General features: G+C 66.8%; 30 protein-coding genes and 1 tRNA gene. 1 reads left to right on the top strand and 30 read right to left on the bottom strand.

All coding sequences use genetic code 11. From position 1 onward, the window contains the following. Nucleotides 1-83 precede the first annotated feature (83 nt). From CRT23_RS12330 to CRT23_RS12195, 30 genes are all read right to left on the bottom strand, one after another. Nucleotides 84-1,463, bottom strand: a complete 1,380-nt coding sequence (locus CRT23_RS12330; protein WP_103709932.1) for a hypothetical protein — start codon at nt 1,461-1,463, stop codon at nt 84-86. A gap of 76 nt (nt 1,464-1,539) precedes the next feature. Next, a complete protein-coding gene (locus CRT23_RS12325; protein ID WP_103709931.1) occupies nt 1,540-1,776 on the bottom strand; it encodes a hypothetical protein in 237 nt (78 codons plus the stop codon). A gap of 67 nt (nt 1,777-1,843) precedes the next feature. Further along, a complete protein-coding gene (locus tag CRT23_RS12320; RefSeq protein WP_103709930.1) occupies nt 1,844-2,587 on the bottom strand; it encodes a hypothetical protein in 744 nt (247 codons plus the stop codon). A gap of 5 nt (nt 2,588-2,592) precedes the next feature. Next, the gene (locus tag CRT23_RS12315) at nt 2,593-4,890 is read right to left on the bottom strand and encodes a portal protein (RefSeq protein ID WP_103709929.1); all 2,298 of its coding nucleotides are present in this window, start codon (nt 4,888-4,890) and stop codon (nt 2,593-2,595) included. Next, entirely contained in the window at nt 4,890-6,467 is a 1,578-nt protein-coding gene (locus tag CRT23_RS12310; RefSeq protein ID WP_103709928.1) for a hypothetical protein, read from the bottom strand. The genes CRT23_RS12315 and CRT23_RS12310 overlap by 1 nt, the downstream gene beginning before the upstream one ends. Next, nucleotides 6,460-6,897 (bottom strand): DUF2280 domain-containing protein, encoded by a 438-nt coding sequence (locus CRT23_RS12305; RefSeq protein WP_103709927.1) that lies wholly within the window; start codon nt 6,895-6,897, stop codon nt 6,460-6,462. Before CRT23_RS12305 ends, CRT23_RS12310 begins: the two co-directional genes overlap by 8 nt. 7 nt (nt 6,898-6,904) lie before the next feature. Next, nucleotides 6,905-7,543 (bottom strand): putative metallopeptidase, encoded by a 639-nt coding sequence (locus tag CRT23_RS12300; protein WP_103710030.1) that lies wholly within the window; start codon nt 7,541-7,543, stop codon nt 6,905-6,907. Next, complete coding sequence (locus CRT23_RS12295) at nt 7,543-7,812, bottom strand: hypothetical protein (protein WP_103709926.1); 270 nt, start codon at nt 7,810-7,812, stop codon at nt 7,543-7,545. The genes CRT23_RS12300 and CRT23_RS12295 overlap by 1 nt, the downstream gene beginning before the upstream one ends. Continuing rightward, entirely contained in the window at nt 7,812-7,961 is a 150-nt protein-coding gene (locus CRT23_RS28470; protein WP_181017332.1) for a hypothetical protein, read from the bottom strand. The genes CRT23_RS12295 and CRT23_RS28470 overlap by 1 nt, the downstream gene beginning before the upstream one ends. A 230-nt stretch (nt 7,962-8,191) precedes the next feature. After that, nucleotides 8,192-8,422 (bottom strand): hypothetical protein, encoded by a 231-nt coding sequence (locus CRT23_RS12290; protein ID WP_103709925.1) that lies wholly within the window; start codon nt 8,420-8,422, stop codon nt 8,192-8,194. Beyond that, nucleotides 8,419-8,616, bottom strand: coding sequence for a hypothetical protein (locus CRT23_RS12285; RefSeq protein WP_103709924.1), 198 nt, complete (start codon nt 8,614-8,616; stop codon nt 8,419-8,421). The genes CRT23_RS12290 and CRT23_RS12285 overlap by 4 nt, the downstream gene beginning before the upstream one ends. Then, entirely contained in the window at nt 8,613-8,753 is a 141-nt protein-coding gene (locus CRT23_RS28465) for a hypothetical protein (protein WP_181017331.1), read from the bottom strand. Before CRT23_RS28465 ends, CRT23_RS12285 begins: the two co-directional genes overlap by 4 nt. Beyond that, on the bottom strand, nt 8,750-8,983 hold the full coding sequence (locus tag CRT23_RS12280) for a hypothetical protein (RefSeq protein WP_103709923.1): 234 nt from the start codon (nt 8,981-8,983) through the stop codon (nt 8,750-8,752). The genes CRT23_RS28465 and CRT23_RS12280 overlap by 4 nt, the downstream gene beginning before the upstream one ends. A gap of 14 nt (nt 8,984-8,997) precedes the next feature. Next, on the bottom strand, nt 8,998-9,858 hold the full coding sequence (locus CRT23_RS12275) for a recombinase family protein (RefSeq protein ID WP_103709922.1): 861 nt from the start codon (nt 9,856-9,858) through the stop codon (nt 8,998-9,000). Between the two features lie 106 nt (nt 9,859-9,964). Continuing rightward, entirely contained in the window at nt 9,965-10,252 is a 288-nt protein-coding gene (locus tag CRT23_RS12270) for a hypothetical protein (RefSeq protein ID WP_103709921.1), read from the bottom strand. A gap of 214 nt (nt 10,253-10,466) precedes the next feature. Beyond that, nucleotides 10,467-11,201: a hypothetical protein gene (locus tag CRT23_RS12265; RefSeq protein ID WP_103709920.1), complete on the bottom strand. Its 735-nt coding sequence runs from the start codon at nt 11,199-11,201 to the stop codon at nt 10,467-10,469. A gap of 107 nt (nt 11,202-11,308) precedes the next feature. After that, the gene (locus CRT23_RS12260; protein WP_103709919.1) at nt 11,309-11,953 is read right to left on the bottom strand and encodes a hypothetical protein; all 645 of its coding nucleotides are present in this window, start codon (nt 11,951-11,953) and stop codon (nt 11,309-11,311) included. Continuing rightward, nucleotides 11,950-12,693 (bottom strand): DNA-processing protein DprA, encoded by a 744-nt coding sequence (locus CRT23_RS12255; RefSeq protein ID WP_245436167.1) that lies wholly within the window; start codon nt 12,691-12,693, stop codon nt 11,950-11,952. Before CRT23_RS12255 ends, CRT23_RS12260 begins: the two co-directional genes overlap by 4 nt. 167 nt (nt 12,694-12,860) lie before the next feature. Next, nucleotides 12,861-13,232, bottom strand: coding sequence for a hypothetical protein (locus tag CRT23_RS12250; RefSeq protein ID WP_146056370.1), 372 nt, complete (start codon nt 13,230-13,232; stop codon nt 12,861-12,863). Beyond that, nucleotides 13,210-13,614 (bottom strand): hypothetical protein, encoded by a 405-nt coding sequence (locus CRT23_RS12245; protein ID WP_146056369.1) that lies wholly within the window; start codon nt 13,612-13,614, stop codon nt 13,210-13,212. The genes CRT23_RS12250 and CRT23_RS12245 overlap by 23 nt, the downstream gene beginning before the upstream one ends. Further along, entirely contained in the window at nt 13,611-14,654 is a 1,044-nt protein-coding gene (locus tag CRT23_RS12240; RefSeq protein ID WP_103709915.1) for a DUF1376 domain-containing protein, read from the bottom strand. Before CRT23_RS12240 ends, CRT23_RS12245 begins: the two co-directional genes overlap by 4 nt. Beyond that, nucleotides 14,651-16,117: a DnaB-like helicase C-terminal domain-containing protein gene (locus CRT23_RS12235; protein ID WP_103709914.1), complete on the bottom strand. Its 1,467-nt coding sequence runs from the start codon at nt 16,115-16,117 to the stop codon at nt 14,651-14,653. Before CRT23_RS12235 ends, CRT23_RS12240 begins: the two co-directional genes overlap by 4 nt. Continuing rightward, nucleotides 16,114-16,305, bottom strand: coding sequence for a hypothetical protein (locus tag CRT23_RS12230; protein WP_103709913.1), 192 nt, complete (start codon nt 16,303-16,305; stop codon nt 16,114-16,116). Before CRT23_RS12230 ends, CRT23_RS12235 begins: the two co-directional genes overlap by 4 nt. A 4-nt stretch (nt 16,306-16,309) precedes the next feature. Next, a complete protein-coding gene (locus CRT23_RS12225; RefSeq protein ID WP_103709912.1) occupies nt 16,310-17,575 on the bottom strand; it encodes a site-specific DNA-methyltransferase in 1,266 nt (421 codons plus the stop codon). Further along, the gene (locus CRT23_RS12220) at nt 17,572-18,033 is read right to left on the bottom strand and encodes a RusA family crossover junction endodeoxyribonuclease (protein WP_103709911.1); all 462 of its coding nucleotides are present in this window, start codon (nt 18,031-18,033) and stop codon (nt 17,572-17,574) included. Before CRT23_RS12220 ends, CRT23_RS12225 begins: the two co-directional genes overlap by 4 nt. A gap of 15 nt (nt 18,034-18,048) precedes the next feature. Then, nucleotides 18,049-18,675, bottom strand: coding sequence for a hypothetical protein (locus CRT23_RS12215; protein WP_146056368.1), 627 nt, complete (start codon nt 18,673-18,675; stop codon nt 18,049-18,051). 92 nt (nt 18,676-18,767) lie between these two features. Beyond that, nucleotides 18,768-19,436, bottom strand: coding sequence for a Gp49 family protein (locus CRT23_RS12210; RefSeq protein ID WP_245436165.1), 669 nt, complete (start codon nt 19,434-19,436; stop codon nt 18,768-18,770). 51 nt (nt 19,437-19,487) lie between these two features. Beyond that, nucleotides 19,488-20,111, bottom strand: a complete 624-nt coding sequence (locus CRT23_RS12205) for a DUF2829 domain-containing protein (RefSeq protein ID WP_103709909.1) — start codon at nt 20,109-20,111, stop codon at nt 19,488-19,490. A 2-nt stretch (nt 20,112-20,113) separates the two neighbouring features. Next, the gene (locus CRT23_RS12200; RefSeq protein WP_103709908.1) at nt 20,114-20,602 is read right to left on the bottom strand and encodes a hypothetical protein; all 489 of its coding nucleotides are present in this window, start codon (nt 20,600-20,602) and stop codon (nt 20,114-20,116) included. Between the two features lie 326 nt (nt 20,603-20,928). Continuing rightward, nucleotides 20,929-21,001, bottom strand: a tRNA-Trp gene (locus CRT23_RS12195). A 374-nt stretch (nt 21,002-21,375) separates the two neighbouring features. Here CRT23_RS12195 and CRT23_RS12185 point away from each other — a divergent pair. Continuing rightward, nucleotides 21,376-22,116, top strand: a complete 741-nt coding sequence (locus CRT23_RS12185) for a LexA family transcriptional regulator (protein WP_103709906.1) — start codon at nt 21,376-21,378, stop codon at nt 22,114-22,116. The last annotated feature ends 42 nt before the right edge of the window (nt 22,117-22,158 follow it).

Raw genomic sequence — 22,158 nt, 5'->3', positions numbered from 1 at the left:
AAGGGTTGTCCTGAAACGAGTTGGGCCGGGCGCTATGAAAGCGGCCCGGCCGATGTGCTTAGAGCCGAGCAGCGATGCCAGCTTTAGACAAATCGAACGGCCTCAAGGGCAGCAGCTATGGTGAGAGCAGCGCCGTAGCTGCTTTCGTGATTGATCGCGTTGCCGTCGATCGGGCTCCCATTCCCGCCGATAATCTGGCCGCCCCACATCTGCGCATCCGTGAGGGTCTTTTGCGTCGCGATGCAGCTCCCGGCCGAGTAGGCGTCCACTGTCATAGAGGCGCCAGTCGGCGGCACTGTCATGGCTAGGGTGGGCTGAAAATAGCCCCCAGGACGCGCGACGAGCTGATCGAGGAGAATGACCCCGTTTGCCTCAACGATAAGATGGGATTGCTTGCACGAAACGCGGAAGGTTACGTTGCCAGTACCGATCGGCGCATTCGCCGATACTGTCGACTGATAGGGGCCATAAAGGTATTGAGCAATAATGTTTGTGGGATTGAGGGAAAATCGAACCCTACAAAGCTCGCTGCCTCCTGCCGTTGACGGGCCGGCCGAAATCGTGATCGCATTGCTTGAGCCGAACAGTGTTGACGCTTGGGCAGGAAAGGTTAGCTGTAAGTCGAAGTCGCCATCACACTGCGCGAACGCGAACGGGAACGCAGTAATGCCAGATTGCGCCGTCATCTTTCGCGTGAGATACTGCACGCACGGATCGAACCCGAGACGCGACATTGCATCCATGCGGCCTAGATCAATAACGCCGATCCGCTTCGTGAACAGCGTCGATCCAGTAGAGGTCGGCCCAGCGATGCCAATGGACCGCATAAGCCCGGACGCCATCTGATAACCATTCTGCGACAGATCCCCATTGTTCGGAGTGCGTCCATGGGGCGTAACAAAGATGATGTCGGGCGTGATCGGGAAGGTTGACGTATTAGCGATAATATCCAGAACGGTGCGGATGTTAGAAAGAGCAATAAAATAGCTATCGTTGGTGCCCATGGGGATCACGAGAACGTCAGGTCCAGGATTTCCAATCCCAGCGTTCGGCTTGACGTAGGTCTGTAGCCACGGCTGCGACGGCACAGTGTACCAAGACGGCGGAGTGATCCCGCCCGCGAAGTTCGGGATGCCCTTAAGGTCGTTCCACGTCGAGCCGCCAATGCCGCGATCGTTGAAGCGGATGGAGACGCCCGGATAATCCTCCCGGATACGTCGCATGAATTGACCGAACAGGTTTTCGGATTGAGCGACCGCGTTATTCGCGTTCTTTGTGCTGGTGCTGTCACCGCAGAACGTGATCGTCGGCGTACCACCGCTGGCCGATGCCGCATTGCTCGCAATCGCCGCCGCCAACTGCGTGAGGTGCAGCGCCGGGATGAGCGTCGGGCGCAGAAGCCGCGGGAGGGGTGGGAACGGCTGAAGCTGCGACGGCTTCACCGGCGGCGAACTGAAACCCATAACGGCGGTATCCTTCGGGCACGAAAAAGCCCGCCGTGTTAGGGCGGGCCGGGCAGGTCAGGGAGGCGGGGCGATCTCAGTCGACGACGCTGACCGTCACCGTGGCAGTCGTGCTCGGGCCGTCCACGCCGACGACACCGATGTCGTCGAGCGGCGAGGTGCCCTGGAAACAGTAGGTTTCGAGGAGCGAGCCATCCTGCATGATGAGCGTCACGACGCCTTCAACCTTGCAGGACATGATCACACCGCGACCGGAGCGGACGAGCTGACCAGGCGTGATCTTGCGGGCGGTCGTATACTTCTCAGTGGGCATGGCTGTCTCCGTTCGGCCGGGATGCGATGGTGGGCGGGGTTGTGCGCTGAAGCGCCGCCCGTGAAGCTTACGGAACGCTCGCCACGAGGAAGGCCATCGCTGACACGCGGCTGGTCGCCTCGGAGTGGTTGAGCGCCGTGACGTCATCCGGCCATGTGCCGAACGTCTGTCCGCTGATCAGGACGCCGGCGGGCTGCGCCGCCTGCGAGGCTCCAAGCCCGTTGGTCGAGCCATAGAACGACAGGTGGTTGAACGAGGTCGTGCCGTTACCGAGCAAGACGCAGACAGCATTGTCGACCATGCAGGCGAACCAGTAGCCGCCCGGCTCCAGCGTCACGTCTCCGCCGGTGAACGCTCCGGCAACGGCGCCGGTCGCCGTTGTAGAGAGGTTTCCGGTCTTCGCCACCAGCGTTGAGACACGCCGCGTCGATGGGTCTGAGTTGTAGATGGCGAGCTGAATATTACCGCCAGCCGACAGCGTCGTGACGCGCGCCTGTAGTTGCGAGACTGTGATGCGCTCTTTGATGACCCCGTAGCTGAGATACATCGTGCCGACGAGCTGTGTGATGCCGGCGACCGGAGCGCCTTGCCCGAACGGCGTGAAGAACCTGCCGACGTTGTAGCCAGGGTGGTCGGCAACATCGATCTTGACCCACCGCGCGGCGCCGACGGCAGCGGAGCGGCAGCGCCACATATCGCCCGTGCCTGGGACCATCCAGGACGAGCCGACGGCATAGCCGGCCGCACCGGCGACCGTGACGGCTGTCAGGCGGATGGTCCCATTCGGGACCGCTCGAAAGGCGCGTTCCATGGCGATCAGCTCATCATCGGAGCGGCGGGCTGACCCATCGCGCTCGGGTCAAAAGAAAAGGCGCCCTGAGGCGCCTCGATTGGTTCGGCGGGCAGCTGGCCCGGTATCAGGTCCGGCAGCCCTGGCGGGCCGCTCTGCGCAGCAGGATCGGGTGCCTGTGCCTCGGCCGGTGGGGTCATCTCTTCCATCAGCATCGAGACGAGGTCGGACAGGTGCTGGAGCGCGCCGGCGATGGCGTCGACACGCGGATCCTCGACCGGTGCGCCGGCAGCGCCCTCCGCCGGGCGGTTGGCCTCGGCGATGCGGGCCTCGTGCTCGAGCACGGCTTTCTGGACCTCGCCCTGGATCTTCGCCATTTCGGCCTGGAGCTTCTGGTGCTCCACTTCGATCTTGGCGCCTTCGAGCTGGTGCTTGGCCGCTTCTAGTTGCTCCTGCCGCTGCTGAGCCTGCATCGCAGCCTGCTGCTCGGGCGAGGGCGGCACAGGTGGCGGTGGAGGCTCGCCACTCTCCTGCGCTTCCTCGGCCTGGATCTGGGGCGGCAGCATGGTGCGGATGCGCTTGGCGATCTTGTCCGCCATCGGCCAATCCTGAGCCTTGGCCAGGAGGTCGAGCACCAGCGGAGCGACGTCGGGCGCGGCCTGGACGAGGGAGATCATGCCGTCGAGCGCGGCCTCGCGCCGGGTCGTGTACGAGGCCCCCATCTCCATGGCGACGTCATAGGCCCCGACCGTGACGTCGTTCCGGGTGGTCTCGGCCTCGCCGTCGAGCGCGACGCCCTCCGGCTTGTTGATGTCGACGAGGTCGACCTTGCCGTCCTCGCCCACGATCCGGAGCGTGCGCGCCGTGTCGTAGATGAAGGGGATCATGCTGGTGACGATCGCGCCGGTGTGCCGGATCGCCCGGCTGAAGTTCACGATGTAGACGTAGGACCCGACGTCGCCCTCCTGCTGGCGGGCGCGGATCGCCTTGCCCGAGGTCTCGTTCGAGCGAGCACCCAGCGAGGCGTCGTAGATGCCGGTCACCGCCTTGATGTCCTCGGCGGACTCGCGGGTCAGCTCGGCGAGGCCGGCGGAGGCGACGGGCGGGGTCTGACGCTGTGGCGCGACCTGGGTCTTCGGGTCCGGGTTGTACGGCAGGAACGGGTGGGCCTCGGTGTTGGCCGTCGACCAGATGTGCTCGTAGCCCCTGAACTGCTCCACCGTACCAACGAAGCCGGCCTTGGGCTGGAGCGCCACGACCTCGGTCTGGGTCGAGCGGGCATAGTTGTAGGCGCGCTGCGCGTCCTTCGCCTTGCGGACCACGCCGCGGCGCGTGCGCAGCTTCCCGATGACGGTCTCGATGCCGATCACCGGCACGATCGGGATGAACCGGCCCGGGATCAGGTCGGGCCCTTCCAGGATCTCGGTCGCGCTGATGACGTAGCGCTCGACCTTGTGACCCGGGCGCTTCTCGATGCGGGCGCCGGCCGCGTTGGCCCGCGCCAGCTTCTCGTCGTACTCGTCGTCGTCCTCGTCGGTCAGGTCGAGGATCTCGCCGTTCGGCATCAGGGCGAGCGTCTTCTGCACCGGGGTCTTGGTGTAGTACTCGGCCGTGCGCACAACGTCGGTCGTGGCCCACTCGTTCAGGCCGAGGTCGGACAGGCGGCTGTCGCCGATCTCCGCCGCGACCTTGTCCGGGTAGGTCTCCTCGAACACGTCGCGGGTCAGGTCCACCGGCACGAAGCAGAACTTGGCGTCTTCGCGGGTCGGCAGGATCGCGTCCGGGTCCCAGCGCACGCCGATGCCGTCCGGGATCGGGGCGATGCGGATCTCCTGCTCGAACGTCGAGTCCGAGCCGTATTCCGTCATCACCTTCCAGTGGCCGATGCCGGCGGTGACCTGGTGGTCCGCCGCCGCGAAGTAGGCCGCAGGCGCGTCGGAGCGGTTCTCGATGTACCGGACCATGCCGGCGATGGTGTCGGCCGTCTTCACGTCGCCGCGGCTGTCGACCGGCACGACCTTGATCGCGGGCCGCATCTGCCGGATGTCGCCGGTGATCTGCAGGATGGACGTGCCGAGGCGGTCGAACTCCAGGCAGGGCCGGCCCTCGCGGGCGAGCTTCGCCTCCTTGGTCCACTGCGCGCCCTCGACCTCGACGAACTCCAGGTCCTCGTAGGCCTTGTCGCGGTTCACCTTGTCGGCGTCGTCCGCCCGAAGCCAGCGCTTCATGGCGACCTCGATCACCTTGTCGATCGCCGGAGCCTCCTTCGGCTCGGGCTTCGCCGACGACGGCTTGGCGGGGCGACGTGGTTGCTTCGCGGCCATCAGGCACCCATCCAACCGCCGGCGCGACGGGCGCCGGTCTTGATCACGAGCGGAGCGGCGTCGACCACGGGCTCGGCGAAGGTCAGCGCGACGGCATCCCAGAGGTCAGGCGAGGGGATGCCCATGCCGCGCATCTTTTCCTTCGACCAGAGCTGCACCTGGCCGCGCGAGTTGTGGCCGTAGCCGGTGGAGCAGGCGTCGGCCTGGATCTCGTCCTCGTCCGGCAGGTCGACGCCGGCCGGGTCCTCAAGCCATTCGAGCGAGTTGAGCCAGATCTCGGCGCGCCGGTTAAGCGGGCCTGGCAGCTTCTCGCCGGTGGTGGGCGAGTAGCGCTCATCCTGGATCGGGGCGCCGCCGAAGTTGACCGGGACAACGATGCCCCGGCCGGGCGAGCCGTAGCCGCGCTCGACCAGGATGTCGTAGACGCCGGCGCCGTAGCCGCCCGTCACGTCGATGAAGCACTTCACCGGGTTGTCCCGGTCGATGTGGCCCGCGACGTAGTTCGCGCTTTCCGGGATCGACATGCCCGGCTTGCCGCCGGCCCAGAGGACCTTGCGTCCGCGGCGCTTGGCCAGCGCATGGCGATCGCCGCCCTGGTGGGCCGGATCGTAGCCGAACACGAGGGGGCCCGAGGGCTCCACGGTGCGCTTGCGGGCGGCCATGACCAGCTTGGCGCTGATCAGCCCGTTGGTGTTCGCCATCTGGAAAGCCTCGGCCGCCGTGGCGGGGTATTCCTGCCGGAACAGGGACTCGCCGAGGTCCGCGATCTTGCGGCGGCGCCAGAACATCTGCTCGTGGTCGAGGCCGTGCGCCTCGGCGTAGTCGATCTCGGACTCGCCCTGCTCGTCCGGATCGGCGGAGAGCGCGAAATCCGGGGGCGGAGCTTTCCGGTAGCCGTCATCCCAGAACCACGGGACGAAGATCGGCTGAAACTCGGACTCGCCCCGCTCCGCCTTCCGCCATTGCTGGTGGAAGTAGTTCCCGACCCCGTTGGCCGTGCTTTCGAGGATCACCTCGGTGCCGGGCTCGTCCGCGATGGCCTGAAGGATGCCCGACGCGTGGCTGTGCGCGTGCGGCCAGAACCCGACCTCGGAGCCGTGGAAGAACTGGAGCGTGTTGCCGCGCCCGACCGCCTTCGAGCCCGCCGTGCCGACCTTGTACCCGCTGTCGAGGCGGTCGAAGAGCAGCTCCTTGGCGTTGGCCGCCCCTGCGGAGGGCCGCACCAGCGACGGACAGTGCTCGTGGTAGCGCGACACCATCTCGAACAGCGCCGCGGTCGAGTCCTCCTGGTGGGTCAGGATGAAGGTTCGGACGCCGCGGTTGTGGCTGGTACGCCAGAAGAACCGGCCGCCAATGTAGGTCGAGGCGCCCTGCTGCCGGCCCTTCAGGATCAGGGCCCGGACGCTGCCCGTGCTGAGCAGCTGCTCCTGCAGCCGGGCGTGGATGTAGCGCTGCGCCTTGTTCAGCGTGAACGGGACGATCTTGCCCGACTTGGTCCGGATGCGCAGGCACCGCGGCGCGTAGTGCTCGAAGTCGGATTTCAGCTTCTGCCGGATCGCGAGCTCGCGCTCACTCAAGATCCCCGAGAGCGTCTTCGTGGCTGCGGACGGTGTGGCTTGCATCAATCCGCTGCCGGTTCGTGAACACGTCGCCGACTTCCTTGGCGACCTGAGCCAGCAGCTGCGCCGCGAGCGCGACGTTGCCCTGGCCCTCGGCCTTGTCGATCAGGCCTTCCAGGCGACGCAGGCGGGTGACGCGATGGGCGACGCCGATGCTCGCCTGATCGTCGAGGAAGGCCTCCCGGGTGCTGGCGAACAGTGCGCGCCATTCCTCGGAGAGGCCGGCGCCGGCCACCTTCGTCGGGTCGTAGTACTGGACGGCCTGGCGCGTGATCGTCTCGCCGAACTGATCCTTGACGGCCTTCGCGACGGTCGAGGGCGAGTCCCAGCACGCAAGGCTCTGAACGATGAAGGTTTTCACCGCGTCGGACAGGACAGCTTCGGACATGGTTCCGTCAGGCTCCGGTCAAGGAGCGCCCGCAGGTCCCGCAGGCGCCGGCGATCTCCGCCTCGCAGATGATCGGGGCCCGGTTGGCCGCCGCGACCAGGGCAGCGGTCTGGCCCGCCGCCGCGCCGGTGCCGTACCGCGCCACCACGCCGACGAACTCCTCGACGTCGTGGCCGCGGATCGTGAAGGCCGGAGATCCATCCTTCCGGAACTTCGGGGCGCCGTAGGGGTCGCGCTCCTGGCCAGCGTGGTAGAGCTCGTGCTCCACCAGGCTGCAGAACGTGGCATCGTCGCACTGGGCGGCGTACTCGGCGTCGAAGGTCAGCAGGAAGTGCGGCATCGTGCCGAACCACCCGGTGACCTGCTGCTCGAAGCGCGCCTTGGCCCAGCGGTTGCCCATGAAGGCGGTCGTCTCGCACATGCCGACCACCGCGTTGCCCTGGCGGGCGTTCGGGACGGCACACCAGAGCACGCCAAGCCGCGCCTCGCGCAGGTGGGCGTGATCCTCGTTCAGCAACAGCGCGTCCTCATCGATGAATGTCGCGCGCATCCAGTCGAGCAGGTCGGGCGCGGGGCGTACCGGGGTCTCGGTGACAGCGCCCTCGGCGCCGATCAGGTCCTCGGGCGGGCGCGGCCGGATTAGCATCAGGCGCGCGGCATGCCGACGACGGCGGCGCAACGGGCGCGGATCGCGCGGGCGTCACCCGGCAGGCCGAACCGCTCCAGGTTCGCGGCGCGAGTCTGGCAGGCGTAGAGGCCGGCCCAGGTGCGGGGCGACGGCGCGAGCTGACGGCAGACGGTGCCGGCGCAGGCCTGCGCCTCGACGCGGTAGCCGATGGTCTCGGCGTCGGCCGAGCTGTACGGCACGCCGATCAGCAGGACGAGGCAGACCAGGAGGATGATCGCGCGATCCATCAGTGCACCGTTGGCGAGGTCGGCCGACGCGTCGCATGGAGGCGGGGCTCGTCCGGCAGAATGATCAGGAAGGGCGGCAGCTTCGGAGGCGACGGCGGCACCGGCGGGGCGGCAGGCGCAGTCAGCATCAGGATGGCGGCGGCCAGCATCAGTGCTTGAACCCTTCCGCGAAGGCCATGAGCACGAGGAAGCCGACCGCCAGTGCGGCGGCCACCGCCACCACGAGGACAGCCGCGCCAGCCATGCCGAGGAGAAATCCAGTCATGTCAGCGTCCAGTCCCGTTCGAGAGGATGGTCTCGCCGCGGTGGACGACGGTCGTCGTCACAGGCGGGATGGTCGCAGGCTTGCCGACGAGGCGGCGGAGCAGGGCGAGGTACGTCACAGGCGGACCCTCCGCTTGAAGTCGACACGGATCAGGTTGTCAGGCCGCGCCGGAGCAGGCAGCGCCAGCACCTCGCCCGCCGGCAGGTCGAGCTTGCCGACCATCTCGGCGACCTCGCTCCACTCGGCGACGGTGGGTAGGCGACCCTTGTCGAACACGGCGTGGTCGATCTCGGTGACGCGCGCCTTGAGGGCGGCGACGGGCGAGCGTGCGTCGGCGGATTTCATGCTGTGGCCTTGAGCGGGTGAAGGCGGACGCTCGCGCGGCCGGCGGTGAACACGATCTCGCGGATGTGGCCCGGGACCGGATGGGCCTGGGCGGCGAGGGCCATGGCGGCGACCCAGTGCGCGGCGGTGGGCCGGCCCTGGCTGACCGTGAGGGCGAGGCCGGCGAGGCGCCGGGAAAGCGTGACGGCGTTCATGCGATCCGCGCCTTCCGAGCCTCCGCCTCGCGGCGGGCCTTGATCAGGATCCAGTAGGCGGCAGCGGCCGGGTCGCGCTTGAGATCGCGCTGGGCCTGGACGGCCTGGGCGAGCGTCCAGTCGGGCCGGGCGGTCATGCCTTCCGGACGTCGGCGATGATCCGATCCACGAGGGCCATGTCGCTGGTGGTACGGAGGCCGACGCGGTGCATGCTCAGATCAAGGCTGATCCGGCAGAGTGCCGCAGCGGCGACCAGGGCAGCTCCCTCCACGAACCGACCGTTCCAGATCAGGCTCAGGCCAGTCACCGACACAGCGATGCGCGTGATGCCCGAGAAGAACATCATGAACTTGAGGAGAGCGCGCATGTCGGGACCTTCGTTCAGCCGATGATCGCGGCGTGTGCGCCTGGCTGCAGGACGTGCTGTTCGACCCCCGTCCACGAGAACAGGTATTCGACCGCGCCGCGGTATTTCGGGTTGTCGAGGAGGTAGCCGACGCCGCCGGCCGTCCACGTCTTGCCCGTGGGTGAAGGGATGCGATCGGCGTTGAGGCCGTCGGCGATGGCTTGGAGCGTGCGCTTCGTCCGGTGTGCCGGGCCACGCTCGCGGAAGATCCTGCGGACCACGACCGCCTGATCCGGGACGATGACCAGGTGCCCGGCCTTGTCCGTCTCATAGCCGTAAGGCGCCCGGCCTCCCGCGAAGCCGCCGCGACCAGCCTTCGAGAGCTTCCCGCCGGCGGTGCGGTCGCGGATCGTGAAGCGCTCACTCTCGGCCATGCCGGCGAGGATCGCGAAGACCGTGCGGCCCATCGGGGTCGCGGTGTCGATCGGCTCCGTCACCGACCGGATGCCGATGTCGTGTTGCTCGGCGAGGTCGGCCACCGTGGTGACCGCGTACCGGATCTCGCGGGCGAGCCGGTCGAACTTGTAGACGAGCAGGATGGAGAAGGCCTTGGCCTCCGCCAGCTCGAACACCCGACTGAACCCAGGACGTTCATTCGGCTTCGTCGCGCCGGAAACACCGGCATCTGTCACCAACTCGACCAGCTCGTAGGCTTGGCTTTCGGCGAAGGCGCGGAGAGCGCGTTCCTGTGTTTCGAGGCCGAAACCGTTGGCCGCTTGCTCGTCGGTTGAGACCCGGAGGTAGGCTACCGCCCGAGTGGCGATGACCGCCTTCTCGGCCTCCTGGGTTTTTATTCTGGCCCGAATGCGGGACGTGCGCTTGGAGCCAGCCAGCATAACTAAGCCCCTCAAAACGCTCAGCTATTTCGGACGATGCCGGCTTCGTTTGATACAAAATCCGAATAGTCTTGGTAATTCGGATATTGCTGCGTTTCGGAGCCGATCAGGCCCGCGCGGCGAGCACCCGAGGCCGACCCCGGAACGCCACGGTGGCGCGGGTGCCGGCGATCGATCCGGGGCTGAACGAGGCGAGGACCGAGCGGCGCGGCGCGGGTTCGCGGGGCAGCTCGTGGCCGGTCAGGTCGCGGTAGAGCCGGCGGAGCCCGGCGCGGATCTCGTCCTGGGACTCGATGACCATGTCGACGGTGTGGCGATGGCCCGGGACCCGGAGCCGGTCGGCCATGCGAAGCAGGTCGGCGACCTGCTCGGCGCGTTCGCGATCCGTCATCATCGGGTGCCGATCATGTCAGGGAGGCCCGTCCGCGTCACGCTCTGGCAACGCTGAAGCTGGGGAAGGGGTCCAGACATGCAAACGCCCGGCGGCTGTGAGCCCCGGGCGCGTGTCGTGCGACTTAGGTTTCCTACGCGTTTTGCCCGTGAGGCGCAACGGGCATCAGCGACCATGCCAACTTGCGCAAAATCGCAAACTGACCCGGGATGCTTGTCTAAATCGCAGCGGCGTCGGACTCCTGCGCAGCTGCAAGGGCAGCAGACCGGAGCAGGCGGTCGGCCAGATCGTCGGCCTGAGCAGCGTACCCGTCCCGGATCGGAGCCGCGCCTGGGGCCCGTGCGGTGTGCTGCGCCTCGGTCAGCTCTTCGAGGAGCCAGCGGAAGCGCCGGGTGATGTCGGAGATGGCGCGCCAGTCGGCGGCGCGGCCTCGGGCTTCGGCGTAGCTCTTGAAGCTGTGGCCCTCGGCGAGGATCGCCCGGAGGAAGTGGACGCCGGCCTCGCCGATCACACGAGCTGCGCGCTCGTTGGAGGCCTTCACGAGGCGGGCCGTCTCGATCCGGCCGAGCATCCGGACGTCCTCGATGGTGAAGGCGTGGGAGACGGCGAGTTGGTTTGAGCCTGCGTTCGACGTGGTGCTGTCCCAGGTCCCGCCCGAGCGGACGCCGAGTTGCTTCTCCCAGAGCATCTGCAAGGTGCGGCCGACGAGGAATTGGGCCTCGGTGATCCGGCCGGCGCTGCGCTCGGTGGCGAGGAGGTCGACCTTGCGGTTGACCGTGGTGCTGATGAAGGTCGAGGGGTCGTAGGGATCGCGAACCGAGGCGGTACCGACCTGGATCTCGGTATCGCGTGCCATGACTGGCGCGAGGCTGACCGGACGGCGGCGGGCGCTGGTGGCGCGGGTCTTGGCGGTGCGGGTGGTGCTGGCGGACTTTTTGGCCGACGCGGTCACGGTGGTGCCCCTGTGCAGGACCGATCTGGATCGCCGGGCCTAAATCGCGGATCGGGCGGGGTTGGCACAGATGTCAAGATCGGTTGAACGAGCACAAGAGCCGCACATCATATAATCATCTGTTCGATCTTCTCTTCCACCCACTGCAGTGCATTGGGAGTTTGAACGGCCGTCGTCTTTCCAACTGCCATCCCGAACAAAACTTCTATGCCGGCATTGCGAAGGATGTACGTTGCGGCAAGCATCTGCGAGCCGGACGTGATGACGTCGTCGATAAGCACGACAGGGGTCTCAGGCGCGGCAACAATCGCCAACTTTTCCGTGAAGTGGTTTGCATGCCGGTAGCCGCCCTGCTGATGCTGCTTTTCCTTGGCGGTCAACCAAAGTAAGGCTGGCAATGCAATGGCTTTGCCGGCCGAATGATGAGCTATGGTATTCGCAAGTAGGAGTGTTCTAAAATTATGGTCGCCACCGATCCAGGCAGCGCTATTTGGGATAGGAACTAGGGTCACGGGCGCTTGGATCAGCTCGACAAGCTTGCTGGCTACGACCTCGCCAGCGATTTGCAGGCCAACATCTTTATTAGCAGAACTCAACCGGGTCGTTTTTCCGCCAATCTTAGCATCGAAGTAGCCGTTGAAATCTTCGCCTTTGACAGCTTTTATGATCACTCTCGCGTTGTGGTCTATATTCCTCCAGTCGCCGCCGGCGGTGAGGTACTGGCAGCACGTGTGAACCTGGAGGGCTGTCATTTTTCTATGGCGTCGAGAATTTCCTGTGTTGAAGAGATAACAGCTACCTTCGGCTTGTCGATGAATTTCCGAGGCCAGGACAACGACTGATCATCAGCGACGGAACGCATGATGAACAGCCACCGGCCCAAGCGCCCGCATTCTGCCGCCTGATGTAGTGTCCCAGACGTGTCGGAAGCTTCAACGATCACGGTAGCATCAGAAACAGCAGCCATGACTCGATTGCGTTTGGGGAAATTGCCTCGAAAGGTAGCCTCGCCGATCGCGAACGGGGTCAGCAACAAGTGCTCGCCGTAGATCTGCTCCTGGAGAGAGGCGTTCTCTGCGGGGTAAGCCTTGTCGAGGGGGGTACCGATCACGGCGGCGGTCCGCCCACCAACCTCAAGAGCTGCTGACAAGGCAGCCGTATCTACCCCCTTCGCCAGCCCACTGACGACAGTCACCCCAGCAGCGACCAACTCGCGGGCCAGCTTCCGAGCCCGTCGACGCCCTTCATCACTGACTTCGCGCGTTCCTACGATTGAGACAGCACGTTGGTTAAGAACGCCAAGGTCGCCAGAATAGTAGATAGTCGCGATGCCAGACTGTTTTGCGGAACTTAGAAAATCGAGTTGCTTGGGTTCGAGGGCTGGGCGGTGGACCTGCTCAAGCAATGTAGGCAAGCCGATCGTACGCATATCGCTTGGAGTGCGATATCGAGTGCGCCGTGGCATCGCCGTATGCTGCCGATCGAGTTCCATGCACATCATATTTAGCGGTCGAGCTTAACCCGCAGTTGAGTTCGGTATGAACGTGGGAACGTGGTAAACAGCAGGTTAACAGATCGCCATCTGCTGCCCAGCCTGAATCCTAAGTTGTGCACCCTGATCCCGCTTCTGAGTATTACCAGGCAGGGTCCTCGTTCGGGTTATGTCACGTCGCCACGCTGGTGGATCATGACCAGGAACAAATGGGCGAGCGCGAGGTCAACGTGGCGGAGCGCGGAGGTCCGGTTCCAACCCCGCAGCCGGCAGGACTCGCGGAACGCGCCTTCGTCCATCTGTGCCCGGCACCAGGCCTTCAGCTGCTCGCGGTGTTCCCGGTCCGGGATCTCACGCTCCACGAGGCGGCGCATCCGGGTGTCCAGCGGCGACATGCCGAAGTCCGGGTGGGCGGGCTTGTCGGTCAGCCCTGAGATGATCCAGGCCACGGCCTGTCGATGGCTGAAGCGGGGCGGATAGGTCGGTGGATCGGGGCCTTCAAGACGGAACGGGCTTTCAGCCAGCACGCGCGCGGGCACTCCTCACGAACTCCCAGAGGGAGATGGAATCGGCCGGGTTGGTCATGCCGCGGTTCACGAGGCCGTTCGTGAACCGGATGATACCGGGCTCGATCGACGCCACCGGCATGTGGTTGACGTTCACCAGGGCGCCGGTGGCATCCACGCGGAACGCGGCAGCGAGCCGATGGACGCCGAATAGCGCCCGAGTGCCGAACCCGAGGTGAACCGCCTCGACGCCCCAGGTGTCGAGGAACTCGATCATCCCAGCGTGGACATCCGGCCAACCCGCAGCGGTCATGCCCTGGCAGGGCGGATAGTGCGGCGGCACCGACAGGACGCCGGCACGCCAATGCTCGACGATGCGCTCGGCATCCTGGGGCAATGCGGCAGCAATGCTCACGCAGCGCTCCTCGCATCCGGCAGATCCCGCTCGGCGACGGCCCGAGCCTCGGCGATCACGTCTGGCGGGGTGGTGCAGGCTGGATGGCCGGGCAGGAACTCGTCGGGCCAGCCCTGTCGCCACTCGCCCCGGAAATAGGCCGTGGCCTTGGCGAGCCGATTCCGCCGGTCCTGCTCCGGCGTCGCCGGCGGCTTGGCGACGGATCGCGGCCCGGCCTTGGCGACCCCTTCGAGCCGATCCTTGGTCGCGCCCTTGATCCAGCCGACGAGCTGCTGCCATCGGCGGGGCCGGAAATCCTTCGTCGCCATGGCCGCCGCGATCCCGGCCTCGACGTCGGCCCGCGTCGAATCCTCGGCGAGCAGCCGTTCGATGACGTGGATGTCCTGGGCGACTAGCACCGGTTCCTGGCCGACGAGGGATCGTAACCAAGGTCCGAGTTCGTCCGTGCCTTGGGCCGGCGGCTGCCCGCGCCGATGCGCGGTTCCTTCTCCCTGTCCCTGTCCCTGTCTATTCCCTTTCGGCAATGCTCCCGGCATGCTCGCGCATTGCTCGGGCATTGCTCGGGCATTCTTGCCCCCCGAGCTTGGGTCATCCCCCTCCGGAGGCGTCTCTGGTGCGGGATCCTTCTTGCCCCAGCGCGCACCGGCCGCCTTGGCTGCCTGCTCCTTGCGCTGAGACTCGCGCGTGGCGAACTCCTGCTTCTTCTCCCAGGCCTCGATAGCCTTCTCGGCTATCACGGGGTGGTAGAGCCGCCCGTCGGAGCACTCGACCCAGCCGTAGAGGGCGCCGGCCGAGACCTTGTCCCACTCGGCCACGACCCGGCCGTAGCCCGCGAACTTCGAGAGCTGCCGGGCTTCCTTCGGGAGCGAACCAGCCGGGACCTGGTGCCACGAGGCGCACCAGAGCAGAATGGCCGCCCGGAACTCGTCTCCGGTGATCTCATCCACGATGGAGGAGTCCCGCAGGCGTGAGACCTCAAGCGGCATGAAGGGGAAATCGCGCAGGTCGACGTGCGCAGGAACGAGGGGCTGCACGGTCATGGCTGCTGCCTGTTGCGGATCGCGTTGAGGGCCGGGTCTATCCAGGCGCGCACGACCTGGTTCGCGCGGCCGGCCCGGTTCTTGTCGATGATCAGTTCGAGGTCGTGCCGCACGCGCTCGAAGTCGTCCTGCGCGGTCGGGTCGCCGTCGCGGAAGGCCTGGGACCGTTCGATGTAGTAGGAGGCCCGGTAGAGGAAGACGACGGCGTCCGAGTTCTCCTCGAAGGCGCCGGCCCCGCGGATGTCGGCGAGCTGCGGGCGCTTGTCCTCACGCCCCTCAGTGTTGCGGTTGCACTGCGCCAACAGGAACACAGGGCAATCGAGGTGCTTGGCGAGCGCCAGGGCGCCGTCCGCGACTTCCTTCAGGCCCTCGTCCTCGCGACGGTAGGCCCGCGACGCCTTCACAATGTGGGCGTGGTCGATCACCACGCAGCCGAGCGGGATGCCCTTGCGGGCGTAGTGGTTCGCCAGCCGGTCCGAGGAGGCTGCGATGTCGCCGATGGTGCGCCCGCCGCCGTCCTCGATCGTCATGGGCTGGGCGCGCTGCTCGTAGAGCGTGCCGGCCACGATCTCGGCCTGGCGCTGATTCAGCCCGCCGCGGCGCAGGATCTGCTCGAACGGCATCCGGACACCGCGCCGCTCCAGCTCGCTCGCCGCGACACGGGCCGCGACCTGCCGGCGGGACATTTCCAGCGAATGGTAGATCGAGGCGAACCCCTGATCCGCCATGGAGGCTGCAACCTCGACGCCGAGCACCGACTTGCCCATCGAGGTCCGGGCCGCGACCGTGATCAGGGTCGCGGGCTGGGGGGCTCCACCGATCTCCCGGTCGAACTGGGCTAGGCCCGAGCTCGGGAGCTTCCGGCCCTCTCCCTGAAGATCAGCCTGGATTGACGCGACCAGGTCGTCGCCAGCCTGCTCCAGCGTCGCCGACATGCTCTTGCGGGACACGAACGACGCGCGGACCTCGTCGACCCGGGCGTAGATGCGCTCCAGCGCCGGGCCGGGCACGAAGCCGGCGCCCTCGCGCACGTCGACGGTGGCGATCGCCAGCTCGCGCAGCTGCCAGTACTGTTGGATCGTCCGGGCATACTCCTCGGCCGTGGCGGGCGTGCAGCCGTCCGACGCGAGGCGCGTCAGGTACTCCATCGCAGTCTGGCCGCCGAGGTCGCAGGCCATGAGCTTCGGCCCGGCCGCTGCCTTCACCTTCAGCAGGTTCGGCGTGTCACCGGCGGCAGCGACCGCCATGATGATCTCCCACACCGCACCGTGGGTCTGCTCGAAGAAGTGCTCGGGCGCGATGAGGTGCTGGATCAGCGGGAAGACCTGAGGCTGCCAGAGCACGCAGCCGATCAGGGCGGCCTCGGTCTCGACGCTGACGGCCGGGAGCGTGGGCTTCGGCGCGCGGGGCGTGAACGGGACGACGGCGCCATAGGCGTCTGCGGGATCGAAGAGCTCGGTCATCCGAGGAGCCCTTCCTGCTCACGCGCCGTCGGGCATGTCAGCTCCACGAAGGCGTTCCAGGCCTTCACGGCCGCAGCCATGTCGAGGATGCGCAGCGTTTCATCCGCAACCGCTTTGGCCGACACGTAGGCCTCGAACGCAGCTTGTTCCCGGGCATCCCGAACGGATTGAAGGTCGATCACATTCATCGCGCTACTCCGCCGCCTGGAGGGCAGGGACGGGCGCGCCGACGATGATCGCAGCGGCTCCGATCCGGCGCGCGGACATCTCCGCGTATTCCGGATTCAGTTCGATCAGCGTGGCGTCGAGGCCGAGCGCGTCAGCGACGAGCCCGACCGTCCCAGCACCGCCGAACGGGTCGAGGACGCGGCCGGGCACCGCCGGCAGGCCGGCGCAGAGCCCCCCACACTTCGGCTGGGGCAGCGCGTGGCCGCAGAACGCGCAGGCCTGCGCCGGGACGCCGGCCTTGATGCAGCGCTCGGCCAGGGCCGGCGGGAAGGTCGCGAAATGCGCCTCGCGGTAAGCCTTTGGCGCGATCGTCCAGACGTTGCGGGCGTTGCGTGTTTCGAGCGGGGAGAGGCTGAGCGTGGCCAGAGCCGCGTCCATGCTCGAGTTGTTCTTCGTGCCGCTCCCCGGCTGCGCCAGCTTTCGGGACACCGGGGTGCGATCAACATTCTGCCGGCTGTTCGGGCCGGGTCGCTTGATGCGGTTCCGCCCGCGGTCCGCTTGATCGGGGTCGAGCTTGTCGAGGCGACCCCAGCCCACGCCGGTATCGGTGCCGCGAGCCGCTGCGCGCACATGGGCCCCACCCGTGACGGGCTCGCGGATGGCCTCGTGGTTGTAGAAGTAGTCCTCGCCCTTGGTGAGCAGCCACACCTTTTCATGCGCCGATGTCGGCCGGTCGTAGACCGACTCGGGCATGGGGTTCGGCTTGTGCCAGATGATCTCGGAGCGGACCCACCAGCCATCGTCCTGGAGGGCGATCGCCAGCCGGTTCGGGATCATGCAGAGGTCCTTCGGTTTCAGGTACCCGCCGGCAACCACGCGCCCCGATGGCGGTAGAGCCGAGCGGGTGCGGAAGACGTCGCCCCTCTGTCCGCGCGAGGTTGAGTGCCCCTGCTCAAGCACCGGCCCGACCGTCGAGAACGGCTTGTCACGGAAGGTGCGGTCGTCGCCGACCACGTCCGCAGCGGCCCGTCCGTTGGGGTGCGCGGCGTAGCAGTCGCCGTAGTTCAGCCAGAGCGTGCCGCGGGGCTTGAGCACCCGGCGGACCTCCCGGAAAACCTCGACCATGACGGCAAGGTGCTCGCCGAGCGTCGGCTCAAGGCCGATCTGCCCCGCGACGCCATAGTCGCGCAGGCCCCAGTACGGGGGCGAGGTCACCACGCTGTCGAAGTAGGCGTCCGGCATGGCGCGCAGCTGCTCGCGGACGTCGCCGACGTGGATGCGCACCGTCATGACGCGAGGTCCTGGGCAAGCGGCGCGGCCGGCTCAATGCGGAACACCAGGGCAGGGATCTCGGCGTAGGCCTTGCGGACGAAGCCCTCGACCACGGAGGCGTCGTCGCCCCAGACGATGCCGTTGAAGGCGTCGGAGCACTTCGCGATGTTGTCCCAGTCCGGCTTGACCTCGGGCCGGACGAGGCCGGCCAGGGCCTCGGCGCGCTTCTTCTTCGAGAAGCTCTTCGGGATCGGCATGTAGGCGTAGACCGCCACGGACAGGGGGCCAGCGAGCGGGGCGCGCCCCCGCATGGCAGCACTCGCCACCATGCGCAGCGCGCCCTCGTAGGATTGCGTCTTCGGATCGGCGTATTGCTGCGCACGCGGCGCCTTACCGGCCGCCACGACAACGCGCGACCGGTGCCGTCCCTTGCCCATGGGCGGGCCGGGCAGGCGGATGATGATGGGATCTGGCACCGCTCGCGCTCCCGGTCAGGCGTCGACAGCGGTGCGGGTCGTGTCGGCCGGCATGGCCGGCGCAGGCGGAGCGTCGTCGCCGGCAGCGGTGCGACGGCGCCGACGAGGCCTGCCGCCTGCGGTCTCCGCTTGATCGGCATCGGCCTCGTCGCCCTCTGCCTCCCCCTCGTCGGGGTTGGGGTTGAGCTCGTTCAGCTTAAGCTCGGTCTCCTGTTGGAAGACGCCGTCCTCGTCGATCGGGAGGTCGGGCTGATCCTTGTCGGCCTTGGCCTCGGCGCGCTGGCCGAAATAGGCGGCGGCATCGGCGAACACGAGGATGGCCGAACCTCCGCCATGCTCGGCCAGCTTGGTGATGTCCTCGACTGAGCCGGATGCGTTGACCTTGAGCTTGATGCCGTCCTTCACGGTCCACTCGCCCGTGGTAACCAGCATGTGCACGAAGCCGGTCTGGGCGACGATGTCGACGGACCCGCGGACCACGTCGCGCGAGAGCTTCTCGATGTTGGAGATGGCGCGCTTTTGCTGATGTTCGCTAAGCTTGGTCCAGGGTTCGTCTAAGCCTCGAAGCACGTCGAGGAACTGATCGCGGATGTCGCCAGACAGGGTCTCGGCTTGCATCTCGACTGTATTTGTGGCTTCCATCGTCTCTCTCCACACACGGGCACCACGCCCGATCTCGATGCCGCCCGGACCCTGCTTGCCGCGCAGGGTTCCGGGCGGTGTTGTTTCGGGGGTTAGGCGGCCGGCGGGACGCGGGGCTCGCCGCGGGAGCGCAGGTCCTGGGACGCGCTGGGGGCCTCGACGGCATTGTCCTGGCCGCGCAGCGAGGCGGCGACGGCCGAGAGCGTCTCGCGCAGCAGGTACGCCTCGAAGGCCCAAATCTGCCGGACCGCGTCGTCGTAGGCGTAGCGCTCGCCGGCGGCCTGGTCGTAGTTCTCAGGCGAGGCGCAGGCGGACTTCCCGACGAAGGTGAAGCCGTTCCGCATGGTGATGATGCAGATCGTCAGCACGCCGGAGCGGAAGTACTCGACGTCACCGATCTTGGCCTTGATCGCATCCAGCGTGACGCGCGGGGCCGTCGATTTCTCGACGATCGCGTCGGCCTCGTTGCGGCTGAGCGCCGGATCACCGCTGCTATCCGCCGAGCGTGAGGCGATGGTGTAGGTCGCCTGGAAGACCGAGTCCCGGCAGGGGTAGAACTCGCCCTCGACGCCGCGGATGATCCAGTCGCCATCCCGCGCCGTCATCGTGCCTTCGGTCGTAGTGATCTGGCAGCTGCCGTCCTCGACGAACACGAGGCGGCCGGCGACGATCCCCTCGTGGATCATGGCGTCGCCGGGGATCTCGCCGAGGCGGAACTGCACGGCTTCGATGGTGACGGGCTTCTTCGTGAAAGCGGACACGGGCGTTCTCCAGTGTAAAGCAGGGTGTGAAGGGGAGCGCTCAGGCGGGCGTCAGACGACGCACCAGTCCTCGGCGAGCATGTCCGTCTGGGACGCGAGCCAGCCCATGAGGATCTCGCCGGTGGCGGTCTTCATGGTGATGCAGGGCAGCACGGTCGCGGAGCCGCCGTTCTGGCGCGCGAACTCGCTGTTGTTCGAGGACCAGAAGTTCTCGAAGGCGATCTCCCGGCCGGGCAGGGGACCGCTCAGCGAGAGCCACATGCCCTTGCCGTTCCAGCCTTCGCGCGCGACGCGGCTGCCGGCCTTCAGCGCGGCGATTGCTTGACCGAATGCGAGATCCCGCACGGCCTGACCGAGCGAAGTATTGCCGGCATCGAAGGCGCCCCGAGGCGAGAACGAGAGGTAGCCCTCCGGGTGCGCCTTATCGGGTGCGTACCGGACCAGCATGCTGCCGGCCTGGGGCACACCACGCGCGGTGATGTCGGCCGGGACCTTGATCGGAATGAGCGCCCCGCCATCGTCGACGATCGCGATCAGACCGCGCTCGTCGCTCGGGTCGAGGTCCAACCGCACCAGCGGGTACGCCTCGACCTGCTTGTGGCTGACGTGCGTGGGCGTGAAAGGGCGCGCGGTGCTGTCCGCGAACGCCAGCGCCTGCTCTGTCCCGTCGACCATGGTCACTCCTCCTGGTGGGCGGCCTGCCACAGCGGCAGGTCGGTCAGATCCGCCGGCACCCGCGGCGCACGCGATCGAGCATGCGCAGGGGCAAGTGCCGGTACGGACGGTCGCCCTGGACGGCGCGGAGCTGATGCTTCAGCGTGAGCCGCTCCAGGAGCGCGAGACGGAGGCGCCGCAGCGCCCGAAAGAAGAGCCGCATGGAGATCCTCACGGAGGGCGTTGTTGCCGGCCTCGACCTTGTCGGCCGCGGCCTCGATGCGGGCGCAGACGCGGGCGTAGAGCGTCGCGATGTTGAGGGCGTCGTGCAGTCCGACCGTGACGTCCGGTGCCCGCCCGAGGACTTTGCGGACCCAAGTCGCCGAGCGCCCGAGCGGCGCGCCGACGAGTCCGTAGGCCCGCATCCGTGACCCCGCGCTGCGCTCGCGTTCGGCCACCAGAGCGGCCAGAGGCGAGCGTGCGCGTTCGAGTGCCTGTTCGGCCGTGATCATCACGCGACCGTCTCCCGACTTTGACCGCATTCGGTCAGTCCTCCGTGCTTCAAGAAGATCGAAGCAACAGGGGCGACAAAGTGCGGGAGGTTGAGGGAAGTACGCAGTACAGACGCGGGATCGACAGCTTGGCGGCCACGACGATCACGCGAATTCAGGGACGTGCGGGCCGATCCCCCGGGAGGGTCGGACCAGCCCGCACGCTCACGCACCGGAGCAGCAAGAGCTCGACGGGCGCGATCTCGGGAATACGCGCGCCCGCTCCGGTGGGAGCCGTGAGGAAGAGCGGGCGCGATCGGCGGGTTCAGCCCCGCGCGATGGGAAACTGGCACCGGTGGCAGGAGTCGAACCTGCGGGTTTCGGGTTTGGAGCCCGAGCCACAACCACTTGCTCACCGGCAGGAGATGGGCGGCGCTCACGCGGCGCTCGCCTCGGACGGTACGACCGACTTCGCGGGGCGCTGGACGTCAGCCGGCCAGTCAGCATCACGCGAGAGAGGCCAGTTGTCCGAAAACCACTGCAGGGTGCGCGCTAAGCGCTTCACCCCGATGTCGCACGATCCACTGCGCAACTGAGCCAGACGGGCACTGTCCTGCAGCGCCCGCTTGGAGACTGTCGACTGCGGGACCGAACACACGTCGCCGTATGCGTCCGCGACTGCCAGGAGTGAAGAAATGCCCGTCATGGGCCTAGAAGTAGGGTATGTTTACCCCACCGGTCAAGGGTCTACATACCCCTCAGGGTACGCCGAGAGGCGGGTAATAATACCCGCCATGGAAAGACCCTTCGTCAGCCGCATCCAAGAACGCCTTGAGGCGACAGGTAAGTCTGTGCGCAAGGCCGCACTGGATGCTGGGCTTAGCGAGACAGCCCTCAAGGATCTGTTGGCGAATCCCAAGCAGTTTCCGAAGCTCGATACGATGCAGAAGCTAGCCGAGTCGCTTGGCGCTGATCCAGCGTGGCTCGCCTATGGCGTCTCAGGCGACATTGTGAAGGCGCAGGAAGAGACAGCGGAGCAGGAAGACGACTCGTTACCTGTCAAAGGCGAGGTAGCAGCCGGTCGATGGCTAGAGGCTGATGATCACGTTGACGTACCCGCCTACGATCCTGTGCCAGTAAAGCCAGACAGTCGCTGGCGGCGCGAACACCAATACGGCCTCGTCGTTCGTGGCTCGTCGCTAAATCGCATAGCGATCGACGGCGACATCCTCGCTTGTGTCGATGCCATCGCCATCCGCTACAAGCCAGCCGAGGACGACCTGGTCGTCGTTGAGATGCGTCGGAACGCGGGGCTGCTCCGGCAACGCACCGCGAAGCGCTACATGAAGCAGGGCAACCATGTGGAGCTCTGGCCCGACTCAGATGATCCACGCTGGCAAAAGCCGATCATCATCCCTCAGGGGCCGACCGCCCTGGAATCCATGATTGAGGACGAGGACGGGCGGATCGAGGTTTCGATCATCGCCCTTGTGACATGGGTGCACCGGCCTATTCAGCGGCGAAGGCGCGCCTGACAAGTCAAAAGCGCTATCGGGATCTATACCATCTCAAAGCGC

Source organism: Methylobacterium sp. V23, assembly GCF_002917135.1.
Classification (GTDB): domain Bacteria; phylum Pseudomonadota; class Alphaproteobacteria; order Rhizobiales; family Beijerinckiaceae; genus Methylobacterium.
This window is presented reverse-complemented; position numbering and strand designations above follow the sequence as displayed.